Raw genomic sequence first — 19,533 nt, forward strand, 5'->3', positions numbered from 1 at the left:
TAATCGAATTCATCAAGGACTCAATTATTTAACGCCCAATGAATTCGAAAATAAACAACTAAAATTAGCCGCATAGGCAGAAAGGTAATTTACCCATTTTGGTGTCCAGTTTCTTGACTTAATGTCAGTTCGGTTCTAAAAATGTAAGGTATAATTTATTTTTCACACAAGAAAAACCCAGCACTTACTGCTGGATTCAGTCATTCAAGGTGAAATTTCTGGAACGGAACAAGCAAACAAAAAAGCAAGAGCAAAAGTCTCGCTAATCACAAAATTTATTTATTAAAGTAAGCCTTAAGTGCTTCAACCTTATCAGTTTGTTCCCATGGCAATTCAACGTCAGTCCGGCCAAAATGTCCGTAGGCTGCGGTCTTGCCGTAGATTGGACGTTTCAGGTCGAGCATTTCAATGATACCCGCTGGACGGAGGTCAAAGAGTTCACGAATGGCTGCAAGGAGCTCATCGTCTGAAACCTTACCAGTACCAAAGGTATCGATGTTGATTGAGGTTGGCTTCGCCACACCAATCGCGTATGAAAGCTGGATTTGAGCCTTGTCAGCAAGACCAGCAGCAACGATGTTCTTCGCTACATAGCGGGCTGCATAGCTGGCAGAGCGGTCAACCTTAGTCGCATCCTTACCAGAGAAGGCACCCCCACCGTGAGGAGCGTAGCCACCGTAAGTATCAACGATGATCTTACGCCCAGTCAAACCTGAGTCCCCTTGAGGGCCACCGATAACGAAACGGCCGGTTGGGTTGATGAAGTATTTTGTTTCATCGTCAAGCAACTCAGCAGGAATCACAGCCTTGATGACCTTGTTAATCACGTCATCGTGGATTTGTTCGTTAGTTGCTTCAGGCGCGTGCTGTGTAGAGATAACGACCGTATCGATACGTTGAGCCACACCGTTTTCATCGTATTCTACAGTAACTTGTGACTTAGCATCTGGACGAAGGTATTCAAGCTCGCCAGATTTACGCAGGTCAGTCAACTTCTTCACCAGCTTGTGGCTGAGGTTGATGGCCAGAGGCATGTATTCAGCGGTTTCGTTGGTTGCAAAACCAAACATCAAGCCTTGGTCACCGGCACCGATTGCATCAAGTGGATCCTTGTCAGCTTCACCACGGGCTTCGAGGGCTTCATTAACCCCTTGAGCGATATCTGGAGATTGTTCAATCAGGCTGACGTGGACACCGACTGACTTGTAGTCAAAGCCGAGCGAGCTGTCTGTGTAGCCGATGTTTTTGATGGTTTCGCGAACGACACCAGCAATATCAACATAGGCTGTGGTTGAGATTTCACCAAAGACGTGTACGCTACCTGTGTAAACCACTGTTTCACAGGCGACGTGAGCATCTGGGTCTTGGGCCACGATGGCATCAAGAATGGCATCAGAGATTTGGTCAGCGACCTTGTCTGGATGGCCTTCAGATACTGATTCTGAAGTAAATAAACGTTTTTCTTTTGACAATTTAATGTCCCCCAATTCTAATAGTTGAGCTTTGCTCAGTATTGGTTACAAGGGTTTTTCGGCCAGTTCATAGGGACTCGCCACCTTAAAACTAATTGCTTTAAGCCTTTCGGGACTTGTAACTCCTTTATTGTAACACTTTTATTTTGAGAATGCTTTGCTTTGATACTGAAAACGATTTTATCTTTATAATGAGCCTGGAACCTGTAAGGCTACTCTGATTTATGCACGTCTTCAGCTTTGCATAAGAAAAGACCAGCCCAAGAGCCAGTCAAAATTTCTTATTTTTTATAAATATAATCACGCGTCATAGGAAGCCCTTGACCTGCAGCACCCTTGGTCATCAAGAACTGCATGACGTCGATGTTGCCAGACTCAAATCCAGCCGCACAGGCTTGGAGATAGAGGTCCCACATGCGGGCGAAAGGCTTGCCCATTTCATCAATGGTTTCATCGAAGACTTTGAGGTAGTTTTCATCCCAGATTTCCAGCGTCTTTTGGTAGTGACGGCGGAGGGGTTCCAGGTCATCGAGTTGAAGGCCGGCCTCCATGATGTGGGTAACTTGTTCAGCCACATTAGGAATATAGCCGCCAGGGAAGATGTACTTTTCGATGAATGGATCGACACCCATGCCGTAGTGTTGGCCTGTGATGCCATGAATCAAGGCACGGCCGTTTGGCTTCAGGTATTCTGCGACCTTGTTAAAGTACATGGCCAGGTTTTCCTTACCAACGTGCTCAAACATACCAACAGAAGTGATGTAGTCAAACTGTTCGTCTTTAAGGTCACGGTAGTCGATGAGCTTAATTTCGACCTTGTCTTGGAGGCCGAGTTCTTCAACCTTCCGGCGGGCAAAGTAGAATTGTTCATCAGAAAGCGTGATACCGACAGCATTCAGACCGTATTCTTGAGCCGCTGTGATGACGAGCGTTCCCCAACCACAACCGATGTCAAGTAGGCGACCACCAGGCTGGCTGTTGAGCTTGTTCAAGATATGATGCACCTTGGCGATTTGTGCCTCTTCCAGACTCATTTCGTCATTGGCAAAATAAGCACATGAGTAAGTCATCGTAGGGTCCAGCCACTTCTTGTAGAAGTCGTTCCCGATATCATAGTGGCTGTGGATGTCTTCGCGTGAGTCTTTTTGCGTGTGGCTACCCATCAGGCGCTTCGCAATTTTTCCCGTCAAACCAGATTGGTCTGTCAAGAAGCTGTCCCGTTTGCGATAGGCTGAGACAATGAGTTCCTGAATAGAACCTTCAATCTCGATGTCTTCATTCATGTAGGCTTCAGCGAGGACCAGTGTTGGCTGGCTGCTGATGTCGTTAAAAGAGAATTTTTTGTTAAATTTAATCTTAGCCTCAGGCTCGCCGTCACCGTAACGTTCAGTCTTGCCGTCCCAGTAGGTCACTTCAACCGGCATATCAAAAGCCGAGCCCATCGCCTTACTCAGTAGTGTTTTTTCAAAAACCATGTTTTTCTCCTTATATATATGTATATTTTCTTATTATACTCCTTTTAATATTGAAAAAACAAAATTTAATACTGGAAGGGCTTTCTATGCTATAATCAAAGGAAAAAGGAGGGCCAAAAAATGATGGAAAACAAGGCACAGCACTTTTCGGATGAAGACTATCAAAAGCTGGCAGCTACCGGTATGCCAGAGGAAAACCTCGACCGCTATCGTCAGCTCTATGAGGCCGGCGATGCCTCGCTGATTGACCGCATCCGGCTTTTGGTCGAGCAGGAGGCTATTTTAGATGCCCAATTCAAGGCAATTGAGCGGGATTTGGATTTTATTCGCGGGCTGAAGCGGCATCATTATGAGTATTTGGAGCAGAAGAACGGAAGCTGAGGCGTTTTTGCCATTTGCCTTAGCAGGCGGCTCGGCCCCTTCGGGTTTGGGGATGTTTCTAGTAGTGGGTGCTCGCGGAACTAGCTTCGAGTGTTGCTAAGCCCTGCTTAGTCTCGCTCACGCGAGCCGTTGCATGGCAAAGCAACACTACTTGCGGATTTCCGCTCCGCGGATTATGGGAAAGCAAAGCTTTCTCATAATCCCACTACTAGAAAATCCCCTGAGCTAGGCCTTCGGCCGTTTGGCTTTGCCAAACCCGCAAAGCGGTCCGGCGAAGCCGGGAGCGAAGCTCACAAACAACGGGGATTTTATAATAATGGAAACATCGACAGCTCTGCTGTCGTATGTTTCGCACAAGGGAGATCCGCAAGTACTATTTCTTAGGCTGATGACGGCTCCCGTAAGGGAGACTAAATCAGACTTAGAAATAGTCGAAGCTAGCTCCCCGAGCACCCATTATTTGAAACATCCCCAAACCCAAAGGGAAAGCCGTCCGCAGGACACAAAAAAAGAGCCAGTGGGCTCTTTATTTATCTCCACGATTTCTCATCACGAAACCAGATTTCTTCTCATCCCCCGTCCGTTGACGTGGTTTTTTATTATCTGATTTACGGTCATCGAATCGGCGGTCGTCACGTTTGCCACGGTAGCCACCACGGTTATCGTCACGCTTTTTCCAGTTGCCGTTGCCGTTACCACGGCCCTTGCCACGGTAGTTGCTCTTGTTGCCACCACGGCCCTTGCCTTTACCGCCTTCACCGTTAAATGGCAGTGGGCGTTCAGCCGCGATGTCGACTTTCTCCATGGTGTCAGGGTCTTTGACACGACTCTGAAGGAGCATGGCTGCGATGGTCTTGGCATCATATTTTTCGAGCAGGCTTTCTGCATCTTCGTCGAATTTATCCAACTTAGACGTGACCTTAGGATTAGAGAGGTCTTTGTCCAGCTCTTCCAAGGCCACAGAGAGTGAAGCCTTGTAGGCTTCTTCTTCTGTTGGTGGTCTGAGGGAAGTCATCGGCTTCTTGGTCAGCTTTTCGATGGCACGCAGGTAGCCCATTTCATTATAGGAAACAAAGGTAAATGAACGACCAGACTTGCCAGCACGCCCAGTACGACCAATCCGATGGACGTATGACTCCTGGTCTTGCGTGATGTCGTAGTTGTAGACATGGGTCACGCCAGAGATGTCAAGGCCACGAGCCGCAACGTCGGTCGCCACCAGAATGTCGAGGTGGCCAGCCTTAAAGTCACGGAGGACAGCCAGACGCTTAGACTGGTCTAGGTCACCATGGATGCCTTCTGCCCGGTAGCCACGAAGCTTCAGACCCCGTGTGATTTGGTCAACCCGGCGTTTTGTCCGACCAAAGACGATGGCCAGCTCAGGACGTTCCACGTCAATCAAGCGAGTCATAAAGTCAAATTTTTCAAATTCTTTGGCTTTAATATAGAACTGCTCAATCCGGTCAGCTGTCATTTCCTTGGCTGCAATCTTAATATGTTCAGGATTTTTCATGAACTTCACGCCGATTTTCTTGATGTCATCAGGCATGGTTGCTGAGAAAAGCAGGGTTTGACGTTCCACTGGCGTCTTTGAAATGATAAATTCAATATCATCGAGGAAGCCCATGTTGAGCATTTCGTCAGCTTCATCAAGGATAAGGGTCGTCAAGTGTGACAAGTCAATCGCCTTACGTTTGATCAGGTCAACCAGACGGCCTGGCGTGCCGACAACGATGTGGGCACCAGAGCGGATGGCCTTGATTTGTTTTTCGATGCTAGAGCCACCGAAAACAGTGCGGACCTTGAGGCCTTTTGATTTCCCAAAGCGGAAGAGCTCTTCTTGCCCTTGAACTGCGAGTTCCCGGGTTGGAGCGATGACGAGGGCTTGAATGCCTTGATTGTTTTCGTCAATCTTTTCGATGGTTGGCAGACCAAAGGCAGCGGTCTTACCGGTACCGGTCTGGGCTTGACCCAAAACGTCCCGGCCTGAGAGGGCCAACTGGATGGTCTGTTCTTGGATTGGAGTTGGCTTTTCGTAGCCAATGCTAGTGAGCGTGTCAATGATTCCTTGTGACAGGCCGAGTTCTGAAAATTTCAATATTACACCTATTTCTAATTACTTCTTGCAGGAATAGCCTGCAAACAGGCGAAAATTTTGGGCTCGCCTGACATAACTTTTCTATTATATCATAAAATCTGGCCTTTTTATCTTACCCTGTTTAGTTTTTTGAAAATCTGATATTAAAGGGCTTCCACGAAAACAAACATAGCTTTTGACGATGGACCGGAAGCGAAGCCTAGGGCTTCCATTCCTAGATTTGAAGCCCCTACGGGTCTTCAAATCTGCCTTTTTCATCGTCAAAAGCTATGTTTGTTTTCGCTCCAAATTTCTAATCATAAGCGAATTTTTTATTATTAATGTTAGATACCAAATCTCTTCGCTAGCTTCATCAGACCAATAAACAAGCCCTGATTGAGTAGGTAAACCCGTCCCATCCAGCGTATTTTCGTCCGAAAGCCCTGCTTTTCCTTAAAAAGCTCTCGGAATTTTTGGTCTGCCAGCTCTGCGATTTCCGCCTGCTTGCTATAATCCACCCGCAGGCTCAAGCAATAAGTCGCATACTGGTCTCTCGTCTGCTCTACAAAGCGGGTCTTGCTTCTATCCTGCAAGAAGGCCATCCGGCCTTCAAACATCTCAAAGGCATCTTTGACATTGGCGAGACTATAGCTGGCCATCGTCCCTGCATCGTTTTCCCGGTAGAAATAGAGCTTCTCCCCAAGATAGACGATGCGGTCCGCCCGATCAAGAAAATAGGGGGCGATAAACTCATCCTCGACAAATCGGCCCTCAGGGAATCGCAGGCCCTCAAAGATGTCAGCCTTGAATAGCTTGCCCCAGGGCATGATATAGAAGGGAACCCGGTCACCTGCATAAAAGCGACGCTCTGCCTCATCCCCTGTGAAGAGCTCTCTAGCCGGCTTACCAATCCGGCTAAAGTCCGGCTTGGTCTCCTTAAACTTCTCATAGGCGCTAGTAGAAAAGTCTGCTTGGCTCTCGACAAGGGCGGAAAGCAGGGCTTCAAAATACTGGGGAGCCAGGAGGTCGTCGCTGTCGACAAAGCTGATATAGGCCCCCTGGGCCTCATCGAGCCCCTGATTTCTAGCGGATCCCTGGCCTCTATTTTTCTGACTGATGACTCTTAGCCTGGCATCAGCCTTTGCATAGGCTTCAAGTATCGCCAGGCTCTGGTCTGTTGAGCCGTCGTTCACCGCCAAGATTTCAAGCTCTTGGTAGCTTTGATTAAGGAGGCTGTCCAGGCTTTCAGCCAGATAGCTTTCTGCATTATAGACCGGGAGGATGACTGATATTAAAGGCTTTTCTGCCATCTTCATTCTCCCTTATACTGAAAATTCTTCCATCAATTCCACATCTGGATATTTGTCGACAAACCAACGCATGGCAAAGTCGTTTTCAAAGAGGAAGAGGGGGTGGTCAAAGCGGTCACGGGCTAAGATATTGCGGGAGCTGGACATCTTTTCGTCGAGTTGCTCTGGCTTGATCCAACGGACGGTTTTGTTCCCCATAGGTGTCATGACGATTTCTGAGCTGTATTCACGTTCCATACGGTCTTTGAAGACTTCAAATTGGAGCTGGCCGACCGCTCCCAGCATAAGGTCGCCGGTCGAGTAGCTCTTGTAGAGCTGGATGGCTCCTTCTTGGACCAACTGCTCAATACCCTTTTGGAAGGACTTCTGCTTCATGACGTTTTTAGCCTGGACCCGCATAAAGATTTCTGGCGTAAATGTCGGCAATGGCTCGAAAGCAGTTTTCAATTTTCCTGTTGCCATCGTGTCTCCAACTTGATAGGTCCCGGTATCATAGACACCGATGATGTCGCCAGCCACAGCATTTTCGACGTTTTCCCGGGATTCTGCCATGAACTGCGTGACGTTAGACAATTTTACTTTTTTGCCGGTCCGGAGGAGATTGACATCCATGCCCCGTTCAAATTCGCCAGAAACCACACGGACAAAGGCAATCCGGTCACGGTGACGGGGGTCCATATTGGCCTGAATCTTAAAGACAAAGCCTGAAAAATCAGGATTGAGCGGGTCGACATCGTCGCCGTCGACTGTCTTATGACTGTGGGGCTCTGGAGCATAGGTCAAAAAGCTGTCCAAGAAGGTCTGGACCCCAAAGCTGGTCAGGGCTGAACCAAAGAAGACTGGTGTCAGTTGGCCTTTGAGGACTGCTTCTTCATCGAAGGGATTGCCGGCATCAGCTAGGAGCTCTGCATCTTCGACCGCCTGGGTAAAGAAGGGATTTCTGGTCAGCTCATGGCCTTCAATTTCCGCAAATGGAAGGAAACGTTCTTCGCCCTGATAGACCTCAACCCGCTGATTGGTAAAGTCGTAGAGGCCCTGGAAATTCGCCCCCATCCCAATTGGCCAGTTCATCGGCACGCTGGCAATACCAAGGATTTCTTCAAGCTCAGAGAGCAAGTCCAGTGGCTCACGCCCGTCCCGGTCGAGTTTATTGATAAAGGTAAAGACAGGAATCCCCCGGTGTTTCACGACTTGGAAGAGTTTCTTCGTCTGTGCTTCAATCCCCTTTGCCGAGTCAATAATCATGACAGCCGCATCGACCGCCATCAACGTCCGGTAGGTGTCCTCAGAAAAGTCCTCGTGACCTGGTGTATCCAGGATATTGACCCGCTTGCCAGCATAGTCAAACTGCATGACAGAGGAGGTCACGGAAATCCCACGTTCTTTTTCGATGTCCATCCAGTCAGACTTGGCAAAGTTGCCGGTCTTTCTGGCCTTGACGGTCCCTGCCTCACGGATAGCTCCCCCAAATTTCAGGAGTTGCTCAGTGATGGTCGTCTTCCCCGCATCCGGGTGGGAGATGATGGCAAAGGTTCTACGTTTTTTTACTTCTTCTTCTCTGGTCATGGTATTTCTTTCCTAAATTTTGCTTTCTTTATTATAGCAAAAAAGCCTTGATGTGTCAGGCTTTCTTAATATGCTCACTGGCTTCATCATCCTTCCAAAACCACTGGTAATAAGAATGGTTGACCCGCTCATCTTCTGGGGGCAGGGTCATGTAGTCGCCGTATAAGGCCTTGAGATAGCTGTCATGATTGACCAGCTTTCTGACGGTCAGCTCTTCGAAGGCGACATCTTCGTAAGCCTCGAAAATGGCCTTGTCAAAGCATTCGCCTGAATAGCCCGAATAAGCATAACCGACATAAGGCGTGTCCTTTTCACGATAAGACTGCATTAGCAGGTCGACCTTTTCAGCACAATATCTGGCCTTGCCCTTGTTTTTCAAGTGTCTTGGACCCCAAAGAAGGACCTTTCCGATGAAATAAATGGGCTTGGTCGCTGAGGCATAATCAAGGCCAGTCGGGTTTGAGCTGGTCAAATCAATCGCTGCCTTAGCTACTTCCTTCTTAAATTTTGCTCGCTCAGTCGCATCACCAGGCAGGACATCCATCGGAAAGAGGTCAATAAAGACGCCCGTTCCCCGATTGAGATTATCCAGCTTGCTTGTAAAATAAGTCCGCTTGTCATAAAGCTTGGCAAAGGGCAGGTAGGTCGGACGGCTCTTATAATAAATCAGGCCGTATTCATCAGGAAGCTCCTGCATAAACCGCTCTAATAACCGCTCATAGTCTGCCCTAGGCAGGACCAGGTCAATGTCATCATCCCAGGGAATGAAGCCCCCGTGTCTGACTGCACCAAGGAGTGAACCACCACCGAGCGAATAGTTAATCTGTTCTTGCCGACAGGTCTGATCAATAAAGGCCAGCATGTCAAGCTGGATTTTTTTGAGTTCCTGGCTGGAAATCTTGTTCATCTTGTTTTTTCTTCTATAATCTTTTCAAAGGCTAATGCCGTCTGGTCCCAGGTAAAGTTTTCCTTGATGTGCTCAGAAATCTTGAGCTGGGTCTGACGCATCTGTTCTTTATTGGAAAGCACCGTCCGGAGGACCTCCATCAGGGCTTCTTCAGAGTTTTCAATCACATAGCCATAGTCATCATTGGGAATCATCTCTCTGGCCCCACCGACATCTGTAGAAATCAGGAGGTTCTGGAGGAGGCCGGCCTCAAGCAAGGCGGTCGAGAAGCCTTCCAACTTAGACATGAGGACAAAGATGTCGCTCCTTGCATCCAGTGTCATCACTTCTTCATGAGATAGCTTGCCATGAAAGACAATCGAGGCCGACTGATGCTTGGCCTTCAGATCTTCTAGGATAGGTCCGTCGCCAGCAATATGAAGCTCGAGCTGGCTAAAGTCTTGGCTCATTTTCTCAAAGGCTGAAAGCAGGGTCTCAACCCCCTTGAGCTTGGGCTGGAGGCGACCGGCATAGCTAATGATGGTCTTGTCAGCTGACTTTTCAATCGGATAGGTCAGGATTTCCTGGGCATTGATAGCATTGTATAAGATACCTTTTCCTTTGATGTCAAAGGCCTTGAGCCAGCTGGTCGCTTCTTGAGAGACCCCGTAAAAATCACTGACATCCCGCTTGATTCGCTTGATGAGTTGGCGTTCTGTAAAGCTTAAAATCTTGTCAATCAGGGCATTGTTGAGGGTCAGATAGCCTGTCCCGTGCTCGATACAGATGACCGGCTTCTTGGCCTCTGTCGCCAGCCTCGCTCCGAGCAAGGCTGGCAGTTGAAAACGGGTATTGGCCACATAGAGGTCGATGTCTTCTTTTTTGATTTCTTCGATGAGGGCTTGATAGTCCCGGTTTTTCTTCAAAAAAGGATAACGTTGCTTCCAAAAGCTATGGCTGGGCAGACGATAAATCGTGAGCAGGCCGTCGACTTCCTTAGTCTTGAGCTTTTCATCATGGAGACTCGTCACAATAATGACCCGGTGGCCCTTGGCCATGAGTTTTAAGGCGATATTATGAGTATAACGCTCTACTCCGCCCAAATAGGGGAGATAAAAGCCTTGAAAGAAGGCGATTGTCTTGGTCATTGTTGTCATTTCCTTATGTTGATTCAATGAGCTCTTTCCAGGCTTCAAGAATCACTTTGGGAAGAAAGGCCTGGCTCCGCTCGATGGAGAGCTGGCTCAGTTTTTTTCTTTCTTCCGCGTTATTTATCAGTTGTTGAAGGCTAGCCTTCATGGCTTCAAGGTCGCCTTGGGCAATCAGCCGGCCATATTTTCCGTCATCAAGAATGGCCCGGGAGCCGGTCTGCTCAAAGGCAATCGCCGGCAGGCCAAAGCTCATGGCTTCCGCGAGGACCAGGCCAAAGCCCTCGAGACGGCTGGTCATCAGAAAGATAGAGGCTTCTTTGTAGTGCTGGACGAGCTCCTCACCAGACAGGGCTCCCCGGTAGAGGAGTTTATTTTCTGGTAAGTCCTTGAAAATAGAGGCATCACCAGGCCCTGCCACAGCGATTTTCCAAGGTTCAGGCAGGTCCTTAGCCAGCTCAATCAGATAATCCAGGCCCTTGACCTGGTAGGAAAGCCTACCTGTCCAGGCAATGATGGGCTCCTTGAGCGCTGAGACCTGCTCATGTTCCAAGCGGTTGGGATTAAAAATCCGGCGGCAACGAGGATTCGTCAGCTTAAAATAGCTGACATCCTCATCTGTCAAACAGACAAGCTCGTCAGCCTGCCGGATGCCGGCCAGAAAATCTGCCTTGAGACCGAAGAAGACCTTGGTCATATAGCGTTCTGCCGAGCTGTGGAGCCAGGCGATAAACTTGAGGGCCGGAAATTTTGCCTTGAGTAAGGGCAAAAAAAGAATTTCATTAGCACTCAGAATGACCTGGTCTGCCTGAAACTGCTCTATTTTAGTAGCGATTTTATCTGCTTCTCTTTTATAAATGCTTTTTCTTAGAAAGCCAAGCTTTGCGAGGCCGAAAGCGGTCAAGAGCTTGAATTTCAAGCCCCAGTTTTCATCTCGCTCGTCTGTGAATCTGGTCGTCTTCAGCTCAAAGGCAGAGGGCTTGGCTTCGCCCCTCGAATAGATTGCTGTCTCATAATGGCCAGCTAGGCTATCAGCAAGCCAGGCATTCATTGCCTGCACGCCCCCTAGCTGACCCATTGTTGATACTAACAATATTCTTTTCATATCCACCCTTTAATTAAAAAATTATCACTTATTTTAGTATACCATAATTAAGGGCAGGCTTTTTGGATATATTTGGCTAATTTTTCTGAACATCTAAAATCTCAAAGAGTCTTTTTACAGCGCTGTCGACTGAAACTCTTGGCGACCAACCTAGACCCTTTAGCTTTTCATCGCTCAAGACAGCCAGCTCAATCGGGGTTGACTTAAGCGGGTCAGCCTCTTTGACGTCAAATAAGAGCTGTCTGCCCTTGGCTTCTGCGAGCTTTCTGGCAAAGTCTGCCAATTTTATGGCGTTAAGCGTCCGGCTGACATTATAGGCCGTCGCGTTTTCACCAGCAGTCACGATAGACAAGAGGCCTGAGGCCGCGTCAGAAAGATAGACGTATGACCGGATTTGCTGGCCTGGGCTTTTCATGACCAGGTCTCGACCGGCCAGGACCTCTGAGACAAAGCTCGCTGATACCCGGTTGTCCTTATCGGTATAAGAGGCCCCGATAACGTGAGAAAGCCGGCCAATCTTTGCTGTGACCCCATACTGCTGGGCATAAGCGACACAGAGATTTTCAGCCAGGCGTTTGCTGAGCATATAGGAAGAGCGGACAGCCAAGCCATCAATATAGCCAGCCATCTCTTCAGTGAAGGGGCTGGATTCTGCTGGCAACTGGCCATAGACCTCGCCTGTCGACAGATAGAGAACGTCTGACCCATGGGCCACCGCATAGTCTAAGAGCTGTTTGGTCCCCAGCACATTGGCATCAATCGTCCCGACCGGATCCTTGGCATAGCTCGCCGGATTGGCATTTGAGGCGGCATGGATGATCAGGTCAAAATCTTCCTCAGTCTTCAAATTCAAAGGCAGCATGACATCCTGCTGTATGAAGGCAATTTTTTGGCCTGCAAAGCGTTTTTCCAGGGCTGACAGATTCCGTCCCAATGCAAAAACCTCTGCCCCCAGCTTTTCCAGGACATCGACCAGATAAGAGCCAATCATCCCTGCAGCACCCGTCACAAGGACCTTTTTTCCGCTTAATTGTTCTGCAAAAAGCGTGTTGTCAATGCTCTCCTGCAGGTCCTTCTGATAGAAGGGATTCTCTAAAAAAGTCATTATACCTCTTTATTTTTCAGCATCAGGAGGGCCTTAAAGATGTCAATGTCATCCTGGTGGGTAATCTTAAAATTTTTCTCTGAACCGAGTGAAAAGTGGACGGTCTTGCCCAAATCAATGGCCAGCGTGCATGAAGCTACCGAGTTTTCAATCCCTTTTTCCTCAGCCATGTCGTGCATCTCCAGCAATTCTCCGAGCCTAAAGGCATGCGGTGTTTGGGTCCGCTGGAGAAATTCCCGGTCAAAATAACGCTCTGAAGCCTGGGTATCCTCAGAATAAAGCATGGCTTCAATCGTCGGAATGCTGGCAATGGCGTTGCCGTATTTTTCAGCCACGACGATATTGTCCAAGATAATATCCTGCGAGACGAGCGGTCTCACACCGTCGTGGACCAGAATCAGACTGTCCTTAGGATAAAACGCCTCGAGCCCCTTCAAGCCACTCCTGATCGAAGCCTGACCGCTCTCAGCCCCAGGAAAGATGTGTTTGAGCTTTGTGATGCCAAATTGTTCAGCATAGGCCTGAAGAATGGCCTCCCAGCCCTCTAGGCAAACGACTGCAATCACATCGATTTCCGGAACCTTCTGAAAGGCCTCCATGCTATAGATGATCAAAGGCTTGTCGTTGACATGCATAAACTGTTTTGGGGTCTGCTGTTGCATCCGGTTCCCTGTGCCGGCTGCGGTTAATAGTGCAATATTCATGACTTTCTTCCTAATTTTGTGAGATAGAGCAATCTAAAAATGACTGTTGCCCGCCAGTTTTTCCGGCTGAATTTGAAGACCTTCAAGCGTTTGAAAAAGCTGGCTTCATCTAGGCTGACAAAGGCTTCTATCAGCTGGCGCTTTTCCTGCGAGAGCTTATCGCCCTGGCTGTTTAACAAGGCCAGGTTCAGCTGTTTGATTTTGTCAAAATAAGCCCAGTAATTGCTGAGAAAACCACTTGATTGCTGGCGGGCTTCCTTGATGGCCTGCATGGTCGTCGCCTTTTGATTGGCCCCGACCACATTGGCCGCATGCTGGCGGTAGAGTTCGGTTGGCAAATCCAGATAAATCAGCTCGCCAAAGGCTGCAGCGAGCAAACCCAGATACCAGTCATGGATAAAGACCTGGTCGGTCGTCCAAAGCTCAGCCAGGGCATGATTGATGGCGGATACTCCGCCCACGACGTTATTGGTCAGGATTTGGTCTTTGAGGCTTGTGTTAATGTAGGGATTGGGAGCCAGGTAGCTCTCGCTGACGACATTGAGCTCAGCATCGACCACCTTGAGGTCAGTATAGACCATGGCAGAAAGCTTGGCTTTCCTGAGGCTTTCCAGCGTGACCTCCAGCTTTTCAGGCAGCCAGACATCGTCCTGGTCTGAAAAGAAGTAATAATCCGCCCGTTCAGATTTGACCAGCTCATAAAAAGAGCTGACCAGCCCTATATTTTCTGTCGTCTCTGGATTGATCAGGCGAATCCGTGAGTCCCTCTGCTCGTAGCTCTTGACAATCTCCCGCGTCCGATCTGTCGAGCCATCATCTCGGATTAAAAGTTGCCAGTCTTGATAGGTCTGACCAATAATACTTTCAATCTGCTCAGCAATGTATTTTTCCCCGTTAAAGCTTGATAGGACAATGTTTGTCTTTTTCATAGTTCTCTCTATTTTACTATTTTTAATGTCTTTTTGCAAAAGCATTTTTAATAAACAAAAAAACGGGCAAGCCCGTTTTTATTACTGTTTATAGAGTTAATTATTTAACTTTAACTTTTTTAACAGAGTCTTTCAAAGCTTTACCAGCCTTGAATGCTGGAACTGTAGTCGCTTTGATTTTGATGGTTTTACCAGTTTGTGGGTTGCGTCCTTCGCGGGCTGCACGAGCGCGAACTTCAAAAGTACCGAAACCGATCAATTGAACTTTTTCACCTTTAGCAAGGAATGAAGTTACAGATTCGCCGAAAGCGTTAACTGCTTTTTCTGAATCTTTTTTAGTCAATCCAGTAGATTTTGCAACTGCTGCGATAAGATCTTGTTTGTTAGCCATTTTTCAATGTCCTCCATAGATTTTTTGTTTACCTACAATTAGGTAATTTCATATTATCAAAAATTAAAAGCCATTGCAAGCAATAATCCGCATTTTCAGGGCTTTTCAGGGCTTTTTTATTATTTTTCACCCATTTTTAGGTCATTTTTGTTATTTTTTTATCAAATCAAAACTAAACTGGTCGTTGGCCAGGTCGATTTTATTGGCTGAAATCGAGATGTTGTGGCTAGAGGCCTTGGCGAGCTCTATAATGATTTGGTCATTTTTACTATCGATCTGAACAAAGTCAGGTAATTTCAGACTCCCCTTGATATAGGAAAGCACTGTATTCGCAGGTAGGCTGAGTGAGCCTGCTGAAACCGAGGTCACAGACAGGGCCACTGAGCCATTTTCCAAGGCCAAAGGCTGGAAGTAGACATAGAAGGGGACGCTGGTCCCAAAGAGCTGGTAGCTCGCCTCAAGGACAGCCTGATTATTAGAAAGATAGAACTTGTAAGACATCTCCTTGCTCTGATAGCTTTCCAGGTATCCGTTGACCAGCTGATTGATTTGATCTCGGTTGAGGTCGAGTTGACCAACCTTGACCGCATCCTTTGGGGCCGAGACCTGGCTCAAGGTCGCCTGGTCTCTAGGCATCAGGACACGCACAGCCACGAAGGCCATGCCAGCCAGGTTAATAGCCAAAAGCAGGAAGAAAAGCCACTTCCAGATACTCTTCTTCTGCGATTTCTTTTGCTCTTTCATTTGTCGCATTTTTTACTTGTCTCCTTGATAGGCCTCAAAGACGGCCTGGGCCATGATTTGATAGCCAATATTATTGGGATGGAAATGGTCGCCGGCGTAGAGCAGGTCGTTTTTCTCGCCAGATTGGCTGTCAGCCCCAGCATCAGCAATCCCTTTTTGGCCGTCCTGGCCCTTATATAGGAGGTCATTGATGGCTACAAATCTGCTCTTGTCCTGGCCTTTGACAACGGCTGTGGTCGCCTGATTCCACTGGTTGATGACCTCCTGCATGACCGTAATCTGCGGGAAGTTGAGATAGAAGGGATTGTAGATGCCCAGGACATAGATCTGAGCATGACTATTATACTTTCTGATTTCTGAGAAAATCTTCTGGAGCTCTGCTTGATAAGTCTTAGACGGCTCCTTAAAATCCTCTGCCTTCAGGGTCGAAATCTTATCGATATTGTCTCGAATGACCTTTAGGACGTCGTTTCCTCCGACCGTCAGCGTGATGACATTGGCATTTTTAAGACTGTCAGTAATCTTAGACTGGCTGGTCATTCGCTCTAAAATCTGCTCAGAAGTGTCGCCGGCCTTGCCGTAGTTATCAGACTGGACGCTCACCTTCTTTTCCTGCTCGATGTCCTTGGCAAAAAGAGGCACAAAGCCACCTTGTTTGGTCGCGTCGCCTACGCCCTCGGTCAGCGAGTCGCCGAGGGCCGTATAGTGGAGGGTCGTTGTCCCAGCCTTGCTCGTCATTTTTGGCTGGTCAATCCGATTCCCCGCCTTTGGAAAAATCAGCCAGAAAAGGCCGAAGATAAGGAAAACTGCCAGCAGAAAGCCAGCAATTTTTCCTATGCTTTTAGCAAAATGCTTCATCATGATGTGGTATCCTCATCAAATTGGATCATGACCGCCCAGGCACCTGGTCCTGTATGGGTCGCAATGGTTTTATTGGTCTTCATCAGGCTAATCGGAGCCTCAGCTAAGCCCTGCAGGGCCTCTTTGATTTTAAGCGAGAAGTCCATGCCATCAGCATGAGAAATCCCGACCGCCTTGATTTTCCGGCCTGAAGCCTTAATCTCAGAGACCTTGCCCTCCAGCCACTTGCTGAAGGTCTTGTTGCCCCGGCCTCTCAAGAGCGTATCAATCTGGCGGTCTTTGAGGGTCCCGACCACCCGGACGTTAAGCAGTGAGCCCAGCAATCCCTGCACCCGGCTGACCCGGCCACCTTTGACCAGATTTTCCAAAGTCGAAAAGCCGATAAAGAGTTCCGTGTTCTTTCTTACCTTGTCAATCTCTTTTAGAATAGCGTCCTTATCAGCTCCCTCAGCAGCAAGCCTAGCCGCTGCAATGACTTGAAACTTGAGGGCCTGGTCAGTAAAATCGCTGTCAAGGACAGTCACCTTGCGGTTGCTCAAAAGCGAACCCTGTCTTGCCGCCTCAACCGTACCTGAAAGGCTCTCCGTCATATGAATCGAGATGATGTCATCGTCTGCTCCAGCAATATTCTCATAAACCTCTGCAAAGACTCCAACCGGTGGCTGGCTGGTCTTTGGCAGGATCTTGCTGTCAGCCATCTTAGCCATAAAGGCATCGAGATCCAAGTCCTGGTCTGAATACAAGACATCATCAATCGTCACCGATAAGGGTACTACTGTAATATCAAGAGCTTCAATCAGCTCAGGCTCAATCGTAATAGAGGAGTCTGTTACAATTTTGATTGCCATAGGTCACCACATTCTATTTTACTGTTTTTTGTGTTATTATAAATATTATAGCAAAAACAAGCATTATAAGGAAGAAAAGAGAAGCCAAAACATGAATGCAGTCAACAAGAAACACCCCTCAAAGGCTTATCTGATTGTCAACGAGGTCTTTAACTCGGTGACCCACGGAATCGGTGTCATCTTTGCCATTATCGGGACCGTCCTTCTTTTGATCAAGGGGGTCGGCTCCGGTTCTATCCTTGAGCTGGTCGCCTTTGCCATTTACGGGGCTTCGCTGATTCTGCTCTTTCTCTTTTCGACCCTGGCTCATAGCCTGCATTTTACCCGGGCCAAGAAGGTCTTCCAGGTCTTTGACCACAACGGCATCTATCTCTTGATTGCTGGGACCTATACCCCCTACTGCCTGATTGTCCTCAATAATTGGCTAGGCTGGGCCATGATTATCCTGGTCTGGATTTGTGCCATTACCGGCATTGTCCTGACCTCGGTTTATCTCCCTAAATGGAACGCTGTGCCTCGCTTTTCGACCATCATCTATGTGGTCATGGGCTGGGTCATCCTCTTTGCCCTTTATCCCTTGTGGAAATCACTTGACCATACGGCCTTTTGGTTCTTGATCATTGGCGGGGTCATCTATTCGGTCGGGGCTGTGATCTACCGCTTCAAATTCCCTTTTAATCACGTGGTCTGGCACATCTTTGTTCTGGCTGCTGCCTTACTCATGTGGCTCTCTATCTATGTCTATATTGGCTAAGGAGGTAGCTGATGGTCTATCAAAAATATGGCGAAACCTTCCGACGGATTCGCCAGCAGAGGGGGCTCTCGACCTCTGCCTTCAAGTATCTTGGGATTTCTAAGACCACCATTTCCAATTTTGAAAATGGCAAGCAGATGATGGCCTTTGACAAGGTCGAGGCGGCTCTTCGGGAGATGCACGTGACCCTCTCCGACTATCAGCTGTCGATTAACAACGGCATTATCGACCATTATATTGATGCCTTTAGCCGGATTGAGTCGGCCTATTTTGCCCAGGATGAACGGCAGTTGTCCTTTATTTATCAGGACTACAAGGACTCTATCAATGAATGGGACCATAAAATCGCCCTCTCAGCCAAGGCCTGCTACCGGTCGCTGAGCGATGCGGAAAAGGCTGAGCTCATGCATTATTTTGACCATCTGGAAGAATGGAACCTCTTTGACCTCTCAGTCTACGCCAACTGTATTACCCAGCTCGATAATGACTATACCTTTAAGCTCATGGAGCACTTCTGGAACAGCCGTCATTCCTATATGGCCTCGTCTTCTTATCGACGAATTCTGACCCGGGCCGTCTGTCGTGTTTTGATCAACTTTGTCGAAGCCGATGAAAAGGAGATGGCTGAAGTCATCTTAAAACGCCTCAAGGACGCCCTCTTTCCTACAGACCTGGTCCTCCGGGTCTTCATCAAGTTCTTTGAGGGCTATTATGAATACGCCTTTGTCAACAAAAGCGAGGGCAAAAAGGAGATGAGAAAACTCATCCGCATCTGCGAAACCCTCGAGAGCTATGAATTAGAAAATATTTTCGAGCACTATTATAAGCGGGCAGTGACGAAGGATAAAAAGGCTTGATGGGCCTTTTTTTCTGTGCTGAAGTGGTCCGTTTCGTTGCGCTGTCGGCGGGGCGGATTCTGCCCTGGGCCGGAAGCGAAGCCTTACGGCTTCCATTCCTAGATTTAAAGCCCCTACGGGTCTTCAAATCTGCCTTTTCAGGGCTGAATCCACCACAGCGACAGCTCCACTCCAAATCAATTGTGGCTTTGCCGTTTCCCTATTCTACATCTCTCAGTGAGGCACAAAGCTACCATCCACCCTTGTAATGCCAAAGTCCTTCTCTGTAGCCCCAGAATGATAATCCACATCAAACCAGTGGAACTTCAGAAAAGCCCGCAAACTTTCGTGAAATTTGGCAATTCTTGAGACCTTGGGCTCAAGAATTAGACATGGAAGCCGAAGGCTTCGCTGTGCCCATGCGACTAGTCGCTTTAACGACTTAGCGAGCATGGAGAGCGTAGTGGCAGAGCCACGAAGATGGCCTCACGATAGTTTGCGGGCTTTTCTGAAGTGGAACGGCATGCTCATTCTCATATCAAAACTTAACTTAAAAAAATAAAAAAAACAGCCGAAGCTGTGAGTCGACTGGGGTAGCTGGATTCGAACCAACGCATGAGGGAGTCAAAGTCCCTTGCCTTACCGCTTGGCTATACCCCATCAAGGTCCTTAGACGGACAGGTTATAGGCCTTGATAGCCTCTTCAAGGGCAGCATCGAAGCTATTGACAGTCGCAATATTCTTAGCATTGACAGCAACGCTAAAGCTTCCTGCTTCTTCTTCAGTGATCTCAGCCACTGTCTTTGTTCCGACCTTCAAGGTCGCACCAAAATCCGTCTCAACGATCTCGATTTCAGTATCTTTTTTCTTAGACATGTAAATATTTTAACAAAATTTGTTGCTTTGTTCAAGCATTTGGTGGCTTTATGTCTGCCTTGCAG

19 protein-coding genes and 1 tRNA gene are annotated in these 19,533 nt (G+C 48.0%); 3 read left to right on the plus strand and 17 right to left on the minus strand.

Annotated features, from left to right (window positions below; genetic code table 11):
- Positions 1-275: 275 nt before the first annotated feature.
- Both metK and NtB2_RS06845 read right to left on the minus strand, forming a co-directional pair.
- Positions 276-1,472 carry a methionine adenosyltransferase gene (metK, locus tag NtB2_RS06840; RefSeq protein ID WP_109246269.1) on the minus strand — a complete coding sequence of 399 codons (1,197 nt, stop codon included), beginning with the start codon at positions 1,470-1,472 and terminating at the stop codon, positions 276-278.
- Positions 1,473-1,753: 281 nt separating this feature from the next.
- Positions 1,754-2,947, minus strand: coding sequence for an SAM-dependent methyltransferase (locus tag NtB2_RS06845; protein ID WP_109246208.1), 1,194 nt, complete (start codon positions 2,945-2,947; stop codon positions 1,754-1,756).
- Positions 2,948-3,067: 120 nt separating this feature from the next.
- Here NtB2_RS06845 and NtB2_RS06850 point away from each other — a divergent pair, with 120 nt between their 5' ends.
- The gene (locus tag NtB2_RS06850; RefSeq protein WP_109246209.1) at positions 3,068-3,328 is read left to right on the plus strand and encodes a transcriptional regulator; all 261 of its coding nucleotides are present in this window, start codon (positions 3,068-3,070) and stop codon (positions 3,326-3,328) included.
- 526 nt (positions 3,329-3,854) lie between these two features.
- Here NtB2_RS06850 and cshA read toward each other — a convergent pair.
- The 13 genes from cshA to NtB2_RS06915 all read right to left on the minus strand — a co-directional run bounded on the left by cshA (position 3,855) and on the right by NtB2_RS06915 (position 17,002).
- On the minus strand, positions 3,855-5,426 hold the full coding sequence (gene cshA, locus NtB2_RS06855; protein WP_109246210.1) for a degradosome RNA helicase CshA: 1,572 nt from the start codon (positions 5,424-5,426) through the stop codon (positions 3,855-3,857).
- A 323-nt stretch (positions 5,427-5,749) separates the two neighbouring features.
- The gene (locus tag NtB2_RS06860; RefSeq protein WP_165814977.1) at positions 5,750-6,715 is read right to left on the minus strand and encodes a glycosyltransferase family 2 protein; all 966 of its coding nucleotides are present in this window, start codon (positions 6,713-6,715) and stop codon (positions 5,750-5,752) included.
- Positions 6,716-6,727: 12 nt separating this feature from the next.
- Positions 6,728-8,281 (minus strand): peptide chain release factor 3, encoded by a 1,554-nt coding sequence (locus NtB2_RS06865; protein ID WP_109246212.1) that lies wholly within the window; start codon positions 8,279-8,281, stop codon positions 6,728-6,730.
- A 55-nt stretch (positions 8,282-8,336) separates the two neighbouring features.
- Positions 8,337-9,188, minus strand: coding sequence for a LicD family protein (locus NtB2_RS06870; protein WP_109246213.1), 852 nt, complete (start codon positions 9,186-9,188; stop codon positions 8,337-8,339).
- Positions 9,185-10,315 carry a glycosyltransferase family 4 protein gene (locus NtB2_RS06875; RefSeq protein ID WP_109246214.1) on the minus strand — a complete coding sequence of 377 codons (1,131 nt, stop codon included), beginning with the start codon at positions 10,313-10,315 and terminating at the stop codon, positions 9,185-9,187. The genes NtB2_RS06870 and NtB2_RS06875 overlap by 4 nt, the downstream gene beginning before the upstream one ends.
- 13 nt (positions 10,316-10,328) lie before the next feature.
- Positions 10,329-11,408 carry a glycosyltransferase gene (locus tag NtB2_RS06880; protein ID WP_165814978.1) on the minus strand — a complete coding sequence of 360 codons (1,080 nt, stop codon included), beginning with the start codon at positions 11,406-11,408 and terminating at the stop codon, positions 10,329-10,331.
- Between the two features lie 88 nt (positions 11,409-11,496).
- On the minus strand, positions 11,497-12,525 hold the full coding sequence (locus NtB2_RS06885) for an NAD-dependent epimerase/dehydratase family protein (protein WP_109246216.1): 1,029 nt from the start codon (positions 12,523-12,525) through the stop codon (positions 11,497-11,499).
- Positions 12,525-13,229 (minus strand): IspD/TarI family cytidylyltransferase, encoded by a 705-nt coding sequence (locus tag NtB2_RS06890; protein WP_109246217.1) that lies wholly within the window; start codon positions 13,227-13,229, stop codon positions 12,525-12,527. Before NtB2_RS06890 ends, NtB2_RS06885 begins: the two co-directional genes overlap by 1 nt.
- Positions 13,226-14,158, minus strand: coding sequence for a glycosyltransferase family 2 protein (locus NtB2_RS06895; protein ID WP_109246218.1), 933 nt, complete (start codon positions 14,156-14,158; stop codon positions 13,226-13,228). Before NtB2_RS06895 ends, NtB2_RS06890 begins: the two co-directional genes overlap by 4 nt.
- Before the next feature lie 100 nt (positions 14,159-14,258).
- Positions 14,259-14,549: a non-specific DNA-binding protein Hbs gene (gene hbs, locus NtB2_RS06900; protein ID WP_109246219.1), complete on the minus strand. Its 291-nt coding sequence runs from the start codon at positions 14,547-14,549 to the stop codon at positions 14,259-14,261.
- A gap of 150 nt (positions 14,550-14,699) precedes the next feature.
- On the minus strand, positions 14,700-15,302 hold the full coding sequence (locus NtB2_RS06905) for a YpmS family protein (RefSeq protein WP_225867058.1): 603 nt from the start codon (positions 15,300-15,302) through the stop codon (positions 14,700-14,702).
- 3 nt (positions 15,303-15,305) lie between these two features.
- Positions 15,306-16,154 (minus strand): SGNH/GDSL hydrolase family protein, encoded by an 849-nt coding sequence (locus NtB2_RS06910; RefSeq protein ID WP_174683339.1) that lies wholly within the window; start codon positions 16,152-16,154, stop codon positions 15,306-15,308.
- Positions 16,151-17,002 carry a DegV family protein gene (locus tag NtB2_RS06915; RefSeq protein ID WP_109246221.1) on the minus strand — a complete coding sequence of 284 codons (852 nt, stop codon included), beginning with the start codon at positions 17,000-17,002 and terminating at the stop codon, positions 16,151-16,153. The genes NtB2_RS06910 and NtB2_RS06915 overlap by 4 nt, the downstream gene beginning before the upstream one ends.
- Before the next feature lie 91 nt (positions 17,003-17,093).
- Here NtB2_RS06915 and trhA point away from each other — a divergent pair, with 91 nt between their 5' ends.
- Both trhA and NtB2_RS06925 read left to right on the plus strand, forming a co-directional pair.
- Positions 17,094-17,756, plus strand: coding sequence for a PAQR family membrane homeostasis protein TrhA (gene trhA, locus NtB2_RS06920; RefSeq protein ID WP_109246222.1), 663 nt, complete (start codon positions 17,094-17,096; stop codon positions 17,754-17,756).
- Positions 17,757-17,767: 11 nt separating this feature from the next.
- Positions 17,768-18,613 carry an Rgg/GadR/MutR family transcriptional regulator gene (locus NtB2_RS06925; RefSeq protein ID WP_109246223.1) on the plus strand — a complete coding sequence of 282 codons (846 nt, stop codon included), beginning with the start codon at positions 17,768-17,770 and terminating at the stop codon, positions 18,611-18,613.
- A 567-nt stretch (positions 18,614-19,180) separates the two neighbouring features.
- Here NtB2_RS06925 and NtB2_RS06935 read toward each other — a convergent pair.
- Positions 19,181-19,252: transfer RNA gene (locus NtB2_RS06935), tRNA-Gln, on the minus strand.
- Between the two features lie 9 nt (positions 19,253-19,261).
- The gene (locus NtB2_RS06940) at positions 19,262-19,468 is read right to left on the minus strand and encodes a DUF2969 family protein (protein ID WP_109246225.1); all 207 of its coding nucleotides are present in this window, start codon (positions 19,466-19,468) and stop codon (positions 19,262-19,264) included.
- Positions 19,469-19,533 lie beyond the last annotated feature (65 nt).

This window comes from Lactococcus termiticola, assembly GCF_003116835.1.
Taxonomy (GTDB): Bacteria; Bacillota; Bacilli; order Lactobacillales; family Streptococcaceae; genus Lactococcus; species Lactococcus termiticola.

What these genes read in the sequence shown, in the direction of transcription:
- NtB2_RS06845 (WP_109246208.1), bottom strand. Translation starts at nt 2,947, where the DNA reads ATGGTTTTTGAAAAAACACTACTGAGTAAGGCGATGGGCTCGGCTTTT.
- NtB2_RS06850 (WP_109246209.1), top strand. Translation starts at nt 3,068, where the DNA reads ATGATGGAAAACAAGGCACAGCACTTTTCGGATGAAGACTATCAAAAG.
- NtB2_RS06860 (WP_165814977.1), bottom strand. Translation starts at nt 6,715, where the DNA reads ATGGCAGAAAAGCCTTTAATATCAGTCATCCTCCCGGTCTATAATGCA.
- NtB2_RS06865 (WP_109246212.1), bottom strand. Translation starts at nt 8,281, where the DNA reads ATGACCAGAGAAGAAGAAGTAAAAAAACGTAGAACCTTTGCCATCATC.
- NtB2_RS06870 (WP_109246213.1), bottom strand. Translation starts at nt 9,188, where the DNA reads ATGAACAAGATTTCCAGCCAGGAACTCAAAAAAATCCAGCTTGACATG.
- NtB2_RS06875 (WP_109246214.1), bottom strand. Translation starts at nt 10,315, where the DNA reads ATGACCAAGACAATCGCCTTCTTTCAAGGCTTTTATCTCCCCTATTTG.
- NtB2_RS06885 (WP_109246216.1), bottom strand. Translation starts at nt 12,525, where the DNA reads ATGACTTTTTTAGAGAATCCCTTCTATCAGAAGGACCTGCAGGAGAGC.
- NtB2_RS06890 (WP_109246217.1), bottom strand. Translation starts at nt 13,229, where the DNA reads ATGAATATTGCACTATTAACCGCAGCCGGCACAGGGAACCGGATGCAA.
- NtB2_RS06895 (WP_109246218.1), bottom strand. Translation starts at nt 14,158, where the DNA reads ATGAAAAAGACAAACATTGTCCTATCAAGCTTTAACGGGGAAAAATAC.
- hbs (WP_109246219.1), bottom strand. Translation starts at nt 14,549, where the DNA reads ATGGCTAACAAACAAGATCTTATCGCAGCAGTTGCAAAATCTACTGGA.
- NtB2_RS06905 (WP_225867058.1), bottom strand. Translation starts at nt 15,302, where the DNA reads ATGCGACAAATGAAAGAGCAAAAGAAATCGCAGAAGAAGAGTATCTGG.
- NtB2_RS06910 (WP_174683339.1), bottom strand. Translation starts at nt 16,154, where the DNA reads ATGATGAAGCATTTTGCTAAAAGCATAGGAAAAATTGCTGGCTTTCTG.
- NtB2_RS06915 (WP_109246221.1), bottom strand. Translation starts at nt 17,002, where the DNA reads ATGGCAATCAAAATTGTAACAGACTCCTCTATTACGATTGAGCCTGAG.
- trhA (WP_109246222.1), top strand. Translation starts at nt 17,094, where the DNA reads ATGAATGCAGTCAACAAGAAACACCCCTCAAAGGCTTATCTGATTGTC.
- NtB2_RS06925 (WP_109246223.1), top strand. Translation starts at nt 17,768, where the DNA reads ATGGTCTATCAAAAATATGGCGAAACCTTCCGACGGATTCGCCAGCAG.
- NtB2_RS06940 (WP_109246225.1), bottom strand. Translation starts at nt 19,468, where the DNA reads ATGTCTAAGAAAAAAGATACTGAAATCGAGATCGTTGAGACGGATTTT.